13 protein-coding genes and 1 tRNA gene are annotated in these 15267 nt (G+C 71.8%); 6 read left to right on the forward strand and 8 right to left on the reverse strand.

Features of this window, described 5'->3' with window-relative positions; all coding sequences use genetic code 11:
- Positions 1–4: 4 nt before the first annotated feature.
- Both ACIPJI_RS00395 and ACIPJI_RS00400 read right to left on the reverse strand, forming a co-directional pair.
- Positions 5–2209 (reverse strand): protein kinase, encoded by a 2205-nt coding sequence (locus ACIPJI_RS00395; protein ID WP_402243703.1) that lies wholly within the window; start codon positions 2207–2209, stop codon positions 5–7.
- Positions 2210–2214: 5 nt separating this feature from the next.
- Positions 2215–3135, reverse strand: a complete 921-nt coding sequence (locus ACIPJI_RS00400; RefSeq protein ID WP_402243704.1) for a serine/threonine protein kinase — start codon at positions 3133–3135, stop codon at positions 2215–2217.
- A 297-nt stretch (positions 3136–3432) separates the two neighbouring features.
- Between ACIPJI_RS00400 and ACIPJI_RS00405 the strand changes: the two genes are divergently transcribed.
- A complete protein-coding gene (locus tag ACIPJI_RS00405) occupies positions 3433–3621 on the forward strand; it encodes a DUF1269 domain-containing protein (RefSeq protein WP_402244697.1) in 189 nt (62 codons plus the stop codon).
- A gap of 151 nt (positions 3622–3772) precedes the next feature.
- On the opposite strand, the gene ACIPJI_RS00410 is transcribed toward ACIPJI_RS00405, so the two are convergent.
- A tRNA-Cys gene (locus ACIPJI_RS00410) sits at positions 3773–3844 on the reverse strand.
- Positions 3845–4014: 170 nt separating this feature from the next.
- On the opposite strand from ACIPJI_RS00410, the gene ACIPJI_RS00415 reads away from it, so the two are divergent.
- The 4 genes from ACIPJI_RS00415 (at position 4015) to ACIPJI_RS00430 (ending at position 9523) form a co-directional block, all read left to right on the forward strand.
- Positions 4015–5676, forward strand: coding sequence for an MFS transporter (locus tag ACIPJI_RS00415; protein ID WP_402243705.1), 1662 nt, complete (start codon positions 4015–4017; stop codon positions 5674–5676).
- 161 nt (positions 5677–5837) lie between these two features.
- Positions 5838–7622 (forward strand): DEAD/DEAH box helicase, encoded by a 1785-nt coding sequence (locus ACIPJI_RS00420; RefSeq protein WP_307706666.1) that lies wholly within the window; start codon positions 5838–5840, stop codon positions 7620–7622.
- Positions 7623–8007: 385 nt separating this feature from the next.
- The gene (locus ACIPJI_RS00425; protein WP_307706665.1) at positions 8008–8649 is read left to right on the forward strand and encodes an IclR family transcriptional regulator; all 642 of its coding nucleotides are present in this window, start codon (positions 8008–8010) and stop codon (positions 8647–8649) included.
- An 85-nt stretch (positions 8650–8734) separates the two neighbouring features.
- The gene (locus tag ACIPJI_RS00430; RefSeq protein ID WP_356622002.1) at positions 8735–9523 is read left to right on the forward strand and encodes a S16 family serine protease; all 789 of its coding nucleotides are present in this window, start codon (positions 8735–8737) and stop codon (positions 9521–9523) included.
- Here ACIPJI_RS00430 and ACIPJI_RS00435 read toward each other — a convergent pair.
- The 4 genes from ACIPJI_RS00435 to ACIPJI_RS00450 form a co-directional block, all read right to left on the reverse strand.
- On the reverse strand, positions 9462–10835 hold the full coding sequence (locus tag ACIPJI_RS00435; RefSeq protein WP_402243707.1) for an MFS transporter: 1374 nt from the start codon (positions 10833–10835) through the stop codon (positions 9462–9464). The two genes, ACIPJI_RS00430 and ACIPJI_RS00435, sit on opposite strands and share 62 nt — an antisense overlap.
- A complete protein-coding gene (locus tag ACIPJI_RS00440; protein ID WP_356622000.1) occupies positions 10832–11014 on the reverse strand; it encodes a hypothetical protein in 183 nt (60 codons plus the stop codon). The genes ACIPJI_RS00435 and ACIPJI_RS00440 overlap by 4 nt, the downstream gene beginning before the upstream one ends.
- A gap of 14 nt (positions 11015–11028) precedes the next feature.
- The gene (locus ACIPJI_RS00445; RefSeq protein WP_307706661.1) at positions 11029–11643 is read right to left on the reverse strand and encodes a transcriptional regulator; all 615 of its coding nucleotides are present in this window, start codon (positions 11641–11643) and stop codon (positions 11029–11031) included.
- A 70-nt stretch (positions 11644–11713) separates the two neighbouring features.
- Positions 11714–12193 carry an Lrp/AsnC family transcriptional regulator gene (locus tag ACIPJI_RS00450; protein WP_307706660.1) on the reverse strand — a complete coding sequence of 160 codons (480 nt, stop codon included), beginning with the start codon at positions 12191–12193 and terminating at the stop codon, positions 11714–11716.
- A 121-nt stretch (positions 12194–12314) separates the two neighbouring features.
- Here ACIPJI_RS00450 and hppD point away from each other — a divergent pair, with 121 nt between their 5' ends.
- Positions 12315–13460, forward strand: coding sequence for a 4-hydroxyphenylpyruvate dioxygenase (hppD, locus tag ACIPJI_RS00455; protein ID WP_307706659.1), 1146 nt, complete (start codon positions 12315–12317; stop codon positions 13458–13460).
- Between the two features lie 97 nt (positions 13461–13557).
- Here the strand turns inward: hppD and ACIPJI_RS00460 are convergent, their stop codons facing one another.
- Positions 13558–15234, reverse strand: coding sequence for a tetratricopeptide repeat protein (locus ACIPJI_RS00460; protein WP_402243709.1), 1677 nt, complete (start codon positions 15232–15234; stop codon positions 13558–13560).
- Positions 15235–15267 lie beyond the last annotated feature (33 nt).

Genomic DNA, 15267 nt, shown 5'->3' on the forward strand with positions numbered 1-15267 from the left:
GTCATCAACGGAGCTCGTAGCCGGCGAAGAAGTCCTTGCCCATGCCGATGATCCTTTCAGGGATGCCGTCATAGGCGAAGAAGCGTTCACCGAAGGCCTTGAAGCTCTTGCCCGGCGCGCCCGTCATCTCGTCCACGGCTCGCATCAGGCCGGTCTTGCTGCTGTAGCTGTAGACGTACGCGTATCCCGGGACGGGAGGGAGCGTGATGTCGGAGTCCGCGCCCGCGCCGCCCTTCTCGCGCCACTGAAGCTCTCCGGTGACGAAGTCCAGGGCCACGAGCCCCTGGCCTTCCTCCACCGCGTACACCCACTCTCCGACCGCCGGCGGCCCCGTGCGGCGCTGGGCGCGGCCGACGCCGAACGTCCACTTCTGCTTGCCGTCCGCCAGCGCCAGCGCTCTCAGCTGTCCGGTCGGGGGATAGACGTGGACGAGGTCGACCTCCAGCAGGCCCTGTATGTCGTCCGGATCGGAGACGGCGAGTGGCTGTTCCCATCGGAGCTTGCCCGTCCGGGCGTCCCGAACCGAGAGTTTGACCTTGCCCGCTGGTGTCTCCTGAGTCAGGACCAGGTGGTCCTCGCTCACGCGGGCGGCAAGGAAGTGGAGCCGCCGTGATGCGGCGGGCATGGCCGGCAGCGGCTGTTTCCACAGAGTCTTGCCCGTATGGACGTCGACGGCGAGCAGGAACCACTGCTGGCCCTCGCCGTATCCGATCTCCTGGCCGGAGTTGTCCCCCCGCCCCGCGGCGAGATAGACGACATCGGCCTTGGCGCAGAGCAGCTGAGTTGCGGCAAGTCCCCCGTTGAGGTCCTTCAACTCGACGGCATCAGGAGTCAGGGAGGGCCCGCCGCTCTTGACCGTCCGGATGACGAGGGGGCCGTTGCCGTCGACGCCGGGCTCGCTGCCGTACACCCTGTCCTCGTCGGAGGCGCACCTGTGCACGGGGGCCTTCAGCAGCGAGGCGATCTCGGTGCCGCCCGACGAGACGTTGATGGTGCGCATCCCGTTGTCGTCCGCGATGACAAGGGAGGCTCCGAAACGGAGGGGAGCGGGTGGCCGCAGTGCTGCCTCGGACGTGGACAGCGGCAATCGCCACAGCCAGTCCCCCTTGGGGGCGGGCGGAGTTGTCGGAGAAGGCTTGGCATCGGGCTTGCCGTCCTTGTCACCACTTCCGTTGTTGAACCAGGTCCAGGTTCCGGCGCCGAGTGCGGCTGCGGCGACGGCTGTTCCGCCCGCGAGTCGGAGGAGCCTGCGGCGAGGGAGGGGGGTGAGGGGTGCGGTGCCTGTGTCCTGGTCTGCGGGTTCTTGGGGGGCGGGGAGTCGGTGTGGGGGGTGGTGCCAGACGTGGGTGGCGCGTCGGGCGATGTCGGTCAGGAGGGTGGGGGGCAGGTGGTCGGCGAATTGGCCTTGGCCGTTGTGGAGTTGGGTGGTGAGTTCCTGTGTGGTGGGGCGGTGGGTGGGGTCTTTGGCGAGGCAGCGGGCCAGGATGGGCGCGAGGGCCGGTGGGAGGAGGGTGAGGTCGGGTTCGGTGTAGCGGACGCGGTAGAGGAGGTCTGCTGCTTGTCCGGTGCCGAAGGGTGGGTGGCCGGTGGCTGCGTACACGAGAACGCCGGCGAGGGCGAAGGTGTCGCCGGCAGGGGTGTGTTCCTGGCCGGTGGCTTGTTCGGGGGACATGTAGGCGGGGGTGCCTGCGGCGGTGCCGGTGCGGGTGAGGCGGTCGTCCCCTGCGGCGCGGGCGATGCCGAAGTCGATGATCTTGGGGCCGTAGGCGGTGATCATGACGTTGGAGGGCTTGAGGTCGCGGTGGACGACGTCCGATGCGTGGAGTTGGGTCAGGGCTCCGGCGAGGGCGGCGCCGATGGCGCGGACGGAGGTTTCGGGGAGGGGGCCGCAGAGGTCGACGGCGTCGTCGAGGGGTGGGCCGAGGACGTATTCGGTGGCGAGCCAGGGTGTTTCTGCGGTGGGGTCGGCGTCGACCACGGTGGCGCCGTGGTGGCCGCCGATGACGCGGGCGGCATCGGTCTCGAGATGGAACCGGGTGCGGGCGGCGGGGTCGGCGGCAATTGTCGCGTGCATGGTTTTGAGGGCGACGGTGCGGCCGCCTGCTGTTCGTGCCAGGTAGACGGTGCCCATGCCACCGTGACCGAGCCGAGCCAGCAGGGTGAACGAGCCGATCGTGACGGGATCGGTGTGGGTCAGGGGAGCAAGCATCGGCGTCAGATCCTGGAAGCGGTCTGGGGGGCACGGACTTCGGCGGCCAGCACTTCCGACGACTGACGGGCTATGGCCGCCACCACCCGCCCGGGCAGCCAGCCGGGTGTCAGGAGAGCGGCGGAGTCCAGGACCGTGGCCGCGGGCGCGGCGGACGAGGGGGACAGCGCGTGCAGCAGTTCGGGCGCGGTCGGCCGGGCCGCCGCGTCGCGGGTCAGGCATCGCGCGATCAACGGGCGAAGGGATTCCGGGAGTTCGTCGCTGTCCGGGACCGTGTGGCCGGTGGCCGCGTAGGCCAGGACAGCGCCCAGGCCGTGGATGTCGCCCGGCGGGCGGGGGCGCCCGCCCGCCGCCGCCTCGGGCGCGAGGCTTCCGGGCTCGAGGCCGGCGAGGCCGGTGCGGCGTTCGCCGTCCGGTGCCGCCGCGCGTGCCGCGCCGAAGCAGGTGAGGCGAGGCCCGTCCCAGGCCAGCAGTACGGAGGCGGGGGAGACGCCCGCGTGGGTGAAGCCGGCCGCGTGTGCGCCCGCGAGGGTCTCGGCAAGGGCCGTGCCCAGGGCTCGGACGGTGAGTTCGGGCAGCGGACCGCCGTGTACGGCCAGGGCCACGGGCAACGGCAGCACCGGGAGATAGGGGCAGGCGTACCAGGGGGCTTCGGGCGTCGGTGAGAGCTCGGCGACCGGGAGGGTCCATGGGCCTTGGAGGCGGCGGGCCGCGTCCGCCTCGACGAGGAAGCGGCCGGGATCGGCGCTTTCGTGCGGCGTGCTGATCAGGACCGTGCGCTCTCCGTTCGCGCTGCGCGCGATGAAGCGCTGCTCGGCGACGGCGGGGAAGCCGGGTCCGGTCGGGTCGAGGCGGGTGAGGAGATGGTACGGGCCGAACCGGTGCGGCCCGCCCTGCCGTGGCCGTTCCGTCTGTGCGCGTTCCATCTGCGAATCCCCCTAGACATGACAACGGCACAGGAGCCTATCGGCGGTCCCGCGACCCCGGAGCGGGCGGCCCCTGGTGTTCTGTATGCCCTCTTTGAGGCTGATTCGGATAGTTGTTGCGGTATGCCGTCGGCGAGGCGCCGCGAGCCCGAGGAGTCAGCGGCATGAGCAATCTCTTCGTCGTCGCCTACGCGCGATCTCGCCACTGCCAATCATGTGCGGGACAGGCTCATTTCTTATGTCCCGTGAGCACCTGGTCGAGCTCGAGGGCATCGTCGTCGAGTGCTCGGCGCCGCCATGGGTGCGGCGGCGGAAGCGCTCAGCGACACCGGGGTCAACGACGACTTCATGCGGGAGGTGAACGCCGATCTCCGGCCGGGCGCCGCCGCGGTGTTCGCATTGGCCAAGCCAGGCGCCCGCGGACAAGGTCGTCCTCGAGATCGCGCAGTACCGTGGCCGGCTGGTGCAGACCTCGCTCAGTCCTGAGGAAGAGGAGCACCTCAGGGAAATGGTGCGGGCTGCTCGCGGTGGCGCGGCGGGAGTCGGCGCCGCGGGCTGAGCGACCCGCCACTTGCGCACGGCGACTGCCGCGCCCTCACGGGGAGGGGGCGGCAGTCGCCGTGTCGTACGTCCACCGAGGCCGTGACCGGATTCGAACCGGTGTAACTCGAGTTGCAGTCGAGCCCCTGAGCCACTCGGGCACACGGCCGTGTGTTCCAACTCCTCGACCGTACGGGGCCGGTGCGGCGGGTCTCAACGATCCGGTCCGTGCCGCAACACGACTGCCATACGCCGTTCATGGTCGTACGACGAAGGGACCAGTCCGACCCCGCCGAACGACAGGGCCCAATGGCGCTCTTGCCCCTTACTCTTGTGCCCATGACCGTCCCCCTCGAGCCGAGTGACGCCGATGTCGCTCCCCGCCCCGCCGCAGCAGCCGGAGCCTTTGCCGACGACAACCGTGACCACGGGCGTGACGACGACGAGCGTGACGACGGGCATGGCGGACGGCACGACGACCCGCAGGCCGCCGAGGAGGTCGCCGCGCAGGTCGCGGAGCAGGTCACCGCGCTGGGCACCGATCAGGACGGCAAGCACCCCGGCTCGCCCGCCGGCCGGCCGGACCGCACGGACCACGGCAGGCAGAGCGGTGTTCTCGGTCGTGAGCACCGGGCGCTCAGCATCGGGATCGTCGCCGTCGTCTTCCTGATCGCCTTCGAGGCCACCGCCGTCGGTACGGCCATGCCGGTCGCCGCCCGCGAGCTGCACGGCATCCCGCTGTACGCCTTCGCCTTCTCCGCGTACTTCACCACCAGCCTCTTCGGCATGGTCGTCAGCGGGCAGTGGGCGGACCGCAGGGGCCCGCTCGGCGCGCTGGCGGGCGGGATGAGCGCCTTCGCCGCGGGGCTGATGCTGTCGGGCACCGCGGGTGTCATGTGGGTGTTCGTGCTCGGGCGCGCCGTGCAGGGCCTGGGCGGCGGACTGGTCATCGTCGCGCTGTACGTCGTCGTCAGCCGCGCTTATCCACGGCGGCTCCAGCCCGCGATCATGGCGGCGTTCGCGGCGAGCTGGGTGATCCCGTCGGTCGTCGGGCCGCTCGCCGCCGGCACGGTCACCGAGCAGCTCGGCTGGCGCTGGGTCTTCATCGGCATCCCTGCCCTGGTCCTCCTGCCGCTCACGCTCGCGCTGCCCGCGATCCGGCGCACCGCCGCCGGACCCGCGGACGCCTCCGCGCCCGTGCCGCCCTTCGACCGGCGGCGGATCCGGCTGGCCCTCGGCATCTCGATCGGCGCCGGATTCCTCCAGTACGCCGGCCAGGACCTGCGCTGGCTCTCCCTGCTGCCCGCTGCCCTCGGCGCGGCGCTGCTCGTACCGTCCGCGCTCGGCCTGCTGCCCGCCGGGACGTATCGGGCGGCGCGCGGACTGCCGTCCGTGGTGCTGCTGCGGGGCGTCGCGGCCGGGTCGTTCATCGCGGCCGAGTCCTTCGTCCCGCTGATGTTGGTCACACAGCGGGGGCTGTCCCCGACCATGGCCGGCCTGTCTCTGGCGGTCGGCGGCGCGACATGGGCGCTGGGCTCGTACGTGCAGTCACGGCCGCGGACCGAGCCGTACCGGGAGCGCCTGGTGGTGCTCGGCATGCTGCTGGTCGCGGCGGCCATCGCGACCGCGCCGAGCGTGCTGATCGAAGCGGTCCCGGTGTGGACCGTCGGGGTCGCCTGGGGCTTCGGGTGCTTCGGCATGGGACTGGTGATCGGCTCGACCAGTGTGCTGCTGCTGAAGCTGTCCGCTCCCGAGGAGGCCGGTGCCAACTCGGCCGCGCTCCAGATCTCCGACGCCCTGTCGAACGTGCTGCTCCTCGCGGCGGGCGGCGCGGCGTTCGCCGCCCTCGGCGGCGGCGCCGTGGGCGCGGCCCACGCCGTGTCCGACGGCGTCTCCGGCGCCCACCCGGCGGCCTTCGCGGCAGTGTTCCTGCCGATGGCGGGAGTGGCACTGGCGGGGGCGTGGGTGGCAACGCGGCTGCGCGTACCGGATCCGGCGTGATCCCGAGCCGTGATCCCGATGTGAGGCACCTCCCACTCCTGGCCGCGCGCCCCGTCCTGCCCTGACGGCGACCGGGCCACCGGTAGGGTGGCCCGGTTGTCGTACGTAACGACGCCGACGCCGACGCCCGCGCCCCGCACCGAGAGCACGAACCGGAGCCCGTGACTACTACCGCCTCCCACCACCTCTCACCCGCCTTCCCCGGCCGTGCCCCCTGGGGCACGGCGAACAAACTGCGTGCCTGGCAGCAGGGCGCCATGGAGAAGTACCTCCAGGAGCAGCCGCGTGACTTCCTCGCCGTCGCCACGCCCGGCGCCGGCAAGACGACGTTCGCGCTGACCCTCGCGTCCTGGCTGCTGCACCACCATGTCGTGCAGCAGGTGACCGTCGTCGCGCCGACCGAGCACCTGAAGAAGCAGTGGGCGGCCGCGGCGGCGCGGATAGGGATCAAGCTGGACCCGGAGTACAGCGCGGGACCGCTGAGCAAGGAGTACCACGGGGTCGCCGTCACCTACGCCGGTGTCGGGGTGCGCCCCATGCTGCACCGCAACCGCTGCGAGCAGCGCAAGACGCTCGTCATCCTCGACGAGATCCACCACGCCGGTGACTCCAAGTCATGGGGCGAGGCGTGTCTCGAGGCGTTCGAGCCGGCGACCCGCCGCCTCGCCCTCACCGGCACGCCCTTCCGCTCGGACACCAATCCGATCCCGTTCGTCACGTACGAGGAGGGCAACGACGGCATCCGCCGTTCCGCCGCCGACTACACCTACGGTTACGGGAACGCCCTCGGCGACGGCGTCGTCCGGCCCGTCATCTTCCTCTCCTACAGCGGCAACATGCGCTGGCGCACCAAGGCCGGTGACGAGGTCGCCGCGCGGCTCGGCGAGCCGATGACCAAGGACGCGATCTCGCAGGCCTGGCGCACCGCGCTCGACCCGCGCGGCGACTGGATGCCGAACGTTTTGCGCGCCGCCGACCAGCGGCTGACCGAGGTCAGGAAGGGCATCCCGGACGCGGGCGGCCTCGTCATCGCCTCCGACCAGGACTCGGCCCGCTCGTACGCCAAGCTGATCCGCGAGATCACGGGGACCAAGGCCACCGTCGTGCTCTCCGACGAGGCGGCGGCGTCCAAGCGGATCGAGGAGTTCAGCGAGGACGGGTCTCGCTGGATGGTCGCCGTCCGCATGGTGTCGGAGGGCGTCGACGTACCGCGCCTCGCGGTCGGCGTGTACGCGACGACGATCTCGACGCCACTGTTCTTCGCGCAGGCCGTGGGCCGTTTCGTACGGTCGCGCCGGCGCGGCGAGACGGCGTCCGTCTTCCTCCCCACCATCCCGAACCTCCTCGGCTTCGCCTCCGAGATGGAGGTCGAGCGCGACCACGCCCTCGACAAGCCGAAGAAGGACGGCGACGAGGACCCGTACGCCGAGTCCGAGAAGGAGATGGCGGAGGCCGAGAAGCAGCAGGACGAGGACACCGGTGAGCAGGACATGCTGCCCTTCGAGGCGCTGGAGTCCGACGCCGTCTTCGACCGTGTGCTGTACGACGGGGCCGAGTTCGGCATGCAGGCGCACCCCGGCAGCGAGGAGGAGCAGGACTACCTGGGCATCCCGGGGCTCCTCGAACCGGACCAGGTGCAGCTGCTGCTCCAGAAGCGCCAGGCACGGCAGATCGCGCACAGCCGCAAGAAGCCCGACGAGGAGGCCGACCTCCTCGAGCTGCCGGCCGAGCGCCGCCCGGTCGTCTCCCACAAGGAACTGCTGGAACTGCGCAAGCAGCTGAACACGATGGTCGGCGCGTACGTACACCAGAGCGGCAAGCCGCACGGGGTGATCCACACCGAGCTGCGCCGGGTGTGCGGCGGTCCGCCGAGCGCGGAGGCGACGGCCGGTCAGATCCGGGAGCGGATCAAGAAGGTCCAGGAGTGGGCCACGCGGATGCGCTGACGCGGCGCCGCCCACGCCGCAGCCGTCGGACGGCGGTCGTCCGGTGGCGCCGACGCGCGCACCGCACCGGACTTGGGTCCGACGTCGGTCCGCCCGCACCGCATCGCAGCCGACGACGGTCCTCCCCGCGCCCGCCCACATGGCCCGTACGGGGATCAATAACCCGTCGTCGAAGGAAGATCGCCCGGATTCTGGACGAGGGCTTCCGCTGAGCGGTGCCGGTCGCTACTGTCCCCGCAATGCAAACGCCCCGTGGCAGCGCCGCCGCGGAGCGCAGTCGGTGTGCCATGGCCTGCCGGCGGCCTCTGGGTGCGTCGCCGATGGGACCGGTGCCGCGACATCCCTTGTGAGGATCGCCGTCACTCACTCCGAAGGAGAGGGCGTCGTGACCGCGGAGACCTCCCAGACGCTCGACAGGGGACTACGTGTCCTCAAGCTGCTCGCCGATACCGACCACGGGCTGACCGTCACCGAGTTGTCCACCAAACTCGGCGTCAACCGCACCGTCGTCTACCGGCTGCTCGCCACCCTCGAGCAGCACGCCCTCGTCCGACGCGACCTCGGCGGCCGCGCCAGGGTCGGCCTGGGCGTGCTGCGCCTCGGCCGCCAGGTCCATCCGCTGGTGCGGGAGGCCGCGATGCCGGCCCTGCGCTCGCTCGCGGAGGACATAGGCGCGACGGCCCATCTGACCCTCGTCGACGGGGCGGAGGCCCTCGCGGTCGCCGTCGTCGAGCCGACGTGGACCGACTACCACGTGGCCTACCGGGCCGGCTTCCGCCACCCGTTGGACCGCGGTGCGGCCGGCAAAGCGATCCTCGCCGCCCGCCAGACAAAGAGCACCGAGCCCGGATACACGCTCACCCACGGGGAACTGGAGGCCGGCGCGAGCGGCGCCGCCGCGGCCCTGGTGGGGGTGACGGGCATAGAGGGCAGCGTCGGTGTGGTGATGCTGGCCGACTCCGTACCGGAGCGGGTGGGTCCCCGCGTGGTGGACGCGGCACGCGAGGTCGCGGACGCGCTCCGGTAGCGCCGGCGGCCCGCGGACGGCGGGCCCCGGCTCCGGACCCGCCGCCCGCCGACCGCGCCGGGTCCGCGCCGGATAGATTGACGCCGTGCTCTCCAGTCTCACGCGCCCCCGCGCCCTCGCCCTCTGCGCCCTGCCCGTCGTCGCGCTGTTCGCCGTCGCCGGACTGGCGCCCCTGCCGTTCGTCGTCGCGAAGCCAGGGATGACCGCGGACGTGCTCGGCGAGGACCAGGGGACGCCCGTGATCACGATCTCCGGTGCGCCGACCCGCAAGACCGAGGGGTCGCTGCGGATGACGACGATCGTCGCGACAGGCCCGGCCATCGAGGTCGACCTCGGTGACGTGGCCGACGGCTGGTTCCGCGCCGACCGTGCCGTGCTGCCGCGCGACGCCGTCTACCCGGCGGGCAAGTCGGACAAGGAGATCGAGCGGCGCAACGTCGCGGACATGGAGAAGTCGCAGGACGTCGCCGCCCGCGCCGCCCTCGCCTACCTCGGTGAGGACCCCGCCAAGGTGAAGGTGTCGCTGCACCTCGCCGACGTGGGCGGGCCGAGCGCCGGACTGCTGTTCTCCCTCGGCATCATCGACAAGCTCGCCGGCGACGGTGCGGGCGGTGACCTCACCGGCGGCCGCAGCATCGCGGGTACGGGGACGATCAGCGCCGACGGCAAGGTCGGCGCGGTCGGCGGGGTGTCGCTGAAGACCCAGGCGGCGCGGCGTGACGGGGCGACCGTCTTCCTGGTGCCCAAGGAAGAGTGCTCCGACGCGCAGGCCGAACTGCCCGAGGGGATGCGCCTGATCCCCGTCACGACGCTCAAGGGCGCGGTGGAGTCGCTGCGTTCGCTGGAGAAGGGCGGGAAGGTCCCGAGCTGCTGAGGTCCGGACCGTCGGCCTTCGGCCTCGTGCCCTCGACGACGCCGCCGTCCGCCGGCGCCGCGTCCATCTCGCGCCAGCGCGGGAAAACCGCCGGGGCCAGGGTCGTCAGGAAGTACAGCCCGCCGAGGGTGAACAACGCCGCTGCCAGGCCCGCCTGTTCGATGAGGTAGCCGGCCGCCAGGCCGCCGAGCGGCGTGGTCATCAGCACCCCGGCGGTGGTGGCGCTCGCGACCCGGCTGCGCAGCCGCTCGGGCACGCGCTCGTACATCACCGTGGTCAGGATCGGGTTGAGCATCCCGGCCGCCAGCCCGCTCGCGGCCATGGTCACGGCGAGCGGCACCGTGCCGTCCACCAGCGCCGCCACGACGAACCGCGGCAGTCCGCAGATCAGGAACGCGCAGGTGAAGAGCGTCCGCCGGCGGAAGCGGTGCCCGACCGCCGCGTACAGCAGGGCGCCGAGCAGTGCGCAGCCGCCGAAGGCGGCGACCAGGAGGCCCAGGTCACGGGCGCCGTCCAGGTTCTCCTTGGCGTGCACGGGCAGCAGGACCGAACTCCAGCCCTGGTCCAGGCCGTTGGTGACCATCACCATCAGTACGACGCCCAGCAGCAGCCGGGCGCGCAGCAGGAAGGCGTAGCCCTCGCGCAGCTCCGCCCGGTACGCCGTGAAGGACACCTTGGGCGCGTCCCGCCGTGGCTCGGCGGCGGCGACCCGCCGCAGCCCCAGGCGGATCAGCAGCGCGGAGCCGCAGAACGTGGCCGCGTCGATCAGCAGGACGGCCTCCGCGCCGATGAAGGCGATGAGGACGCCGGCGAGTGCCGCGCCGGACATCCGCGCGCCGCGCGAGACGGCGTCGAAGAGGCTCGCGGCCCGCGACAGGCTGGTCCCCGCGGCCCGGGCCAGGTCGGGGACGAGCACATAGCGGGCGGTCTCGCCGGGTGCGTGGAAGAGGCCGGTGACGGCCATCAGCGCGCACAGCATCCAGAACCGGAGCGCTCCCGCGTAGTGCAGCAGGGGGATCGCGGCGAGGGTGAGGGCGCAGACGAGGTCGGTGACGATGCTGACGCGGCGCCGGCCGACGCGGTCGATGACCGGGCCGCCGGCGATCGCGGAGACGACGACCGGCAGGGTCGCGCAGAAGGCGACCAGGCCGGCCTTGCCGGGGCTGCCCGTGGTCTGGAGGGCGAACCACGGGACGCCGATGAGAGTGAGCGAATTGCCGGTGATGGAGACGGCGTTGGCGGCCAGCACGGCGGCCAGCGGTCCGCGTCCACCGGTACGGGCGGCTGCCTCCGTTCCCCCCTGCCCGCTCATGCGGGACGGGTCGTGCGCCGGACGGGTCCGCAGGGCTGGTCGAGCAGCCGCAGGCCCAGCTCGACGAGTGTCCGGCCCAGTTGGACGCGCAGCCGCTCGCGCGGCACGTGGCCGGCGGCGGCCGCGCGCAGTTCCCCGGCGCGCAGCTCGTGCAGCGTCAGATGTATGTCGGTGTGCATGGCCCTGTGTCCCCTCAGCCGGTGGAGCGCGGGAAGGCGTGCGTGTGCAGCCGGACCTGGGCGGCGCCTTCGGTCCCGGGCGCGGGCTCGAGGTCGCGGTAGCTCTCGATCAGCTCGTGGATCTTCTCGTTGAGCTCATGTGCCTGCGCGGCGGTCAGGCGCAGCGTGAAGTCGCTGAGGTCGGCGCTGCGCCGCCACTCCTCGGGCCAGTCCCGCTGGCTGCCGAGCCAGGTGGCGACCTCCTGGGTGTGCATGGTCGCGTGCTCGTGGAGGTACAGGTCGGCCGCTCCGCGCACCGCCGGGTCGGGGTCGTTGTAAAGGGATTCGTCGAAGAGCATGCCGTCCATGGATGCCTTCCACCACCGCTCCCGGCCCTTGCCGCGCTCCGGGTCGTCCTCGACGAAGCCGTGCGCCGCGAGCTGGCGCAGGTGGTAGCTGGTGGCGCCGCTGGATTCGCCGAGCTTCTCCGCGAGCCGGGAGGCGGTCGCGGGGCCGTCCTGCCGCAGCACCGTCAGCAGGCGCATCCGCAGCGGGTGGGCGATGCCGCGCAGTGATCGAGGGTCCAGTCTGTGGATCTTGCGCGTGCCGGACCCGGCCTCGGCCGCGTTTTCTTCCTTGTCCTCGCTCATGCATGCAAAGGTAGCGTTGCAAAGAAACCCTTGCAACGCGTTTTGTGCAATCACTTCTTTGCAAGTGGGCTCAGGAGCCTCGGGAGTCCTCCGCCGCCTGCTCCACCAGCGGGATGATCCGCAGCGGTACCGGGTTCTCCATCACGATCGCCGTCGACGCGCGCACGATGCCCTCGAAGCCGACGACCCGGTCGATCACCCGCTGGAGATCCGCGTTGGAGCGGGCGACCAGCCGGCAGAGCATGTCCCCGTGGCCGGTGGTGGTGTGCAGTTCGAGCACCTCCGGAACGGTCGTGAGATGCGCCCGCACGTCCGCACCCTGCCCCTGTTTGATCTCCAGCGTCGCGAACGCCGTCACCGGATAGCCGAGCGCCGCCGGGTCGACGTCAGGTCCGAAACCCCGGACCACCCCCTGCGACTGGAGCCGGTCCATCCGTGCCTGCACCGTCCCGCGCGCCACCCCGAGCCGCCGTGACGCCTCCAGCACGCCGATCCTCGGCTCCCGGGCCAGCAGCACGATGAGCCGCCCGTCCAGATGATCGATCGCCACGACGCCCTCCAGATGGTCATCCTGTACACAACGTCCGGAGAATCCGGACCTCGACTGGGCAGATTGCCCAGTCGGCACGCAAACTATTGCGCACCTTGTGGATCGGCGGGAGCCTTCTTCCATGACTGAGACCATCGATCACACCCCCGACACCGCGCGGCAGGCCGACCCCTTCCCGGTGAAGGGAATGGACGCGGTCGTCTTCGCCGTCGGCAACGCCAAGCAGGCCGCGCACTACTACTCCACGGCCTTCGGCATGAAGCTCGTCGCCTACTCCGGACCGGAGAACGGCAGCCGCGAGACCGCGAGTTACGTCCTCACCAACGGCGCCGCCCGCTTCGTCTTCACCTCCGTGATCAAGGCGTCCACCGACTGGGGCCGCTTCCTCGCCGAGCACGTCGCCGCCCACGGCGACGGCGTCGTCGACCTGGCCATCGAGGTGCCGGACGCCCGCAAGGCGTACGCGTACGCCGTCGAGCACGGCGCCACCGGCATCACCGAGCCGTACGAGGTCAAGGACGAGCACGGCACCGTCGTGATGGCCGCCATCGCCACCTACGGCAAGACCCGCCACACCCTCGTCGAGCGCGGTGGCTACGACGGCCCGTACCTGCCCGGCTTCGTCGCCGCCGACCCGATCGTCGAACCGCCGGCCAAGCGCACCTTCCAGGCCATCGACCACTGCGTCGGCAACGTCGAGCTCGGCCGGATGAACGAGTGGGTGGGCTTCTACAACAAGGTCATGGGCTTCACCAACATGAAGGAGTTCGTGGGCGACGACATCGCCACCGAGTACTCCGCGCTCATGTCGAAGGTCGTCGCCGACGGCACCCTCAAGGTGAAGTTCCCGATCAACGAGCCGGCGATCGCGAAGAAGAAGTCGCAGATCGACGAGTATCTCGAGTTCTACGGCGGCGCCGGCGTCCAGCACATCGCGCTGGCCACCAACGACATCGTCGCCACCGTCCGCTCGATGCGCGCCGCGGGTGTCCAGTTCCTCGACACCCCCGACTCGTACTACGACACCCTCGGCGAGTGGGCCGGTGAGACCCGGGTGCCCGTGGAGACGCTGCGCGAGCTGAAGATCCTCGTCGACCGCGACGAGGACGGTTACCTGCTGCAGATCTTCACCAAGCCGGTCCAGGACCGCCCCACGGTCTTCTTCGAGATGATCGAGCGACACGGTTCGATGGGCTTCGGCAAGGGCAACTTCAAGGCGCTCTTCGAGGCGATCGAGCGCGAGCAGGAGAAGCGCGGCAACCTGTAGGGCTTGCCCCTGCCCACGACTGCGGCCCCACGGTCCTGACCCGTGGGGCCGCATCGTCGTTCTGCCGGCCGGTTGTTCCGGCCGTCAGGCCCGCGGTTCAGCCGTTCCCGGGCGCCACCGTCGTCGGCGCCGGGGTCGTGGAGCGCTGCACCGGCCGCAACTGCGGAGCGGGCCGGGCGGCGGGCGGCGCCGGCGCCGGCGAGACGGCCGCGCCTCCAAAAGCCCCCGGAACCGAAGCGTCCGATGGGGACGCGGGGAGCGGAGCGGACGAAGAGGCCGCCGGCTCGGGAGAGGCCACGGCGGACGACGAAGGCGCCGACGCCGACGCCGACGGCGAGGGCGACGGCGTGCCGGACGGCGCGTCGGCCGGCGGATCCAGCGGCCAGTACCCGTCACCCTCCACGTCCGCGGGCCCGCCCATCGCGGGCTCGCCGAGCGCGTCCTGCGCCTCACGCGCCTTCGGCGCGAGGAGCGGCGAGAAGTGCGGGTTCGTCCGCAGCGCCTCGTCGATGTGGCGCCGTGCGGGGCCGAAGTCGCCGAGAGCACGCTCGATCTCGCCGAGGTGGTAGGAGAACAGCGCGCTGCGCAGCCCCTGGCCGGTGGCCAGCTTCGCGAACGGCAGCGCGTCCTCCGGCCGGCCCGCCCGGTACAGCGCCCACCCCATCGTGTCGGCCACGTGCACACTGCGGTGGCCGCGCCGCCACTCGCCCTGGAGCCGGCGCACCGCGGCGGCCGGGTCCCCGTGGTCGGCCTCGTAGCGCGCCAGCACCAGGTCCCCGTCGACGCCGTGCTCGCCGGCGCGGGTGACCTGCTTGTGCAGGAGCTCGTAGAGGGTCGCGGCGTCCCCGTTCAGCCCCAGCGACTCGTACAACTCCCCGGCCTCCAAGGCGTACTCGGGCAGCGGCAGCTTCGCCAGCGCCGACCGGTAGTCGTCCAGCGCCTCGTCCGTGCGGCCCAGCGCCGCCAGGGCACGCGCACGGCCCGCCAGCGAACGGTGGTGCTCGGGGGCGGTCTTCAGCGCGTCGGTGTAGAGCTCCACGGCCTCCTCCGCCTCGCCCCGCTCCCAGGCCAGCTCAGCCTCACGGTGCAGGGAGACGGCCTTCTCCGTGGGGGTCCGTGAGTTCGCGGTCGCGCCGTACGCCAGTGCCGCGGCGTCCTCGCGCCAGCCCTTGTTCCAGTAGACCCGCGCCTCCCGCCCCTGCACCTGCGGTCCGGTCTGCAGCTCCAGGAGCTTGTCCATGGCCTTGCCGGCGGCCGTGTACCTGCCGAGCCCGTTGTAGGCGTCGATCAGCGCCGGGTACACCGCCCAGCGTTCCGGCTTCTGCTTCCTGGCGCTCTCGGCGTAACCGCGCGCCCCGGCGAAGTCGTGCCGGGCGTTCGCCAGCTCGGCCATCCCCACCAGCGCGTCGACGTTGCCCTTGGCGGCCGGTACCGCCTTCAGCGACCGCTTCAGCGCCCGCTCGGCCTTCGGGTAGTACGCCGTGTCCCCGAGCCGCGTGCCCCGCTCCACGTACGCGGAGCCCAGCACCGCCCAGGACTCCTCGTCACCCGGATGGTCGCGGACGAAGCGCTCACGGTCGCGGATCAGCGCGTCCAGGTCGGAGAGCGAGGCCGGTGCGCCCGAGCCTGCCGCGGTCATCGCCCTGGCCACCGGCCCGGGCGCGGGCGGCGGCGCGTCCTTCCCCCAACCGGGCGCGAGCACGATCACCCCGGTGACCAGTGTCGCGCCGACCAGCGTGCTGACAGCGGCGTTCTTCAGGGTTTCGCTCTTCATGGCGCTCACTGTGCGGCAGCACACAGCCAATAC

Origin of the sequence: Streptomyces sp. NPDC086835 (assembly GCF_044745705.1) — a bacterium.
In the GTDB taxonomy this organism is placed as follows: Bacteria; Actinomycetota; Actinomycetes; order Streptomycetales; family Streptomycetaceae; genus Streptomyces.

Bases quoted from the DNA above. Each gene is read 5' to 3' on its own strand.
- ACIPJI_RS00435 (WP_402243707.1), bottom strand. From the start codon at position 10,835: ATGAGCGGGCAGGGGGGAACGGAGGCAGCCGCCCGTACCGGTGGACGC.
- ACIPJI_RS00445 (WP_307706661.1), bottom strand. From the start codon at position 11,643: ATGAGCGAGGACAAGGAAGAAAACGCGGCCGAGGCCGGGTCCGGCACG.
- ACIPJI_RS00395 (WP_402243703.1), bottom strand. From the start codon at position 2,209: ATGCTTGCTCCCCTGACCCACACCGATCCCGTCACGATCGGCTCGTTC.
- hppD (WP_307706659.1), top strand. From the start codon at position 12,315: ATGACTGAGACCATCGATCACACCCCCGACACCGCGCGGCAGGCCGAC.
- ACIPJI_RS00400 (WP_402243704.1), bottom strand. From the start codon at position 3,135: ATGGAACGCGCACAGACGGAACGGCCACGGCAGGGCGGGCCGCACCGG.
- ACIPJI_RS00460 (WP_402243709.1), bottom strand. From the start codon at position 15,234: ATGAAGAGCGAAACCCTGAAGAACGCCGCTGTCAGCACGCTGGTCGGC.
- ACIPJI_RS00415 (WP_402243705.1), top strand. From the start codon at position 4,015: ATGACCGTCCCCCTCGAGCCGAGTGACGCCGATGTCGCTCCCCGCCCC.
- ACIPJI_RS00440 (WP_356622000.1), bottom strand. From the start codon at position 11,014: ATGCACACCGACATACATCTGACGCTGCACGAGCTGCGCGCCGGGGAA.
- ACIPJI_RS00405 (WP_402244697.1), top strand. From the start codon at position 3,433: ATGGGTGCGGCGGCGGAAGCGCTCAGCGACACCGGGGTCAACGACGAC.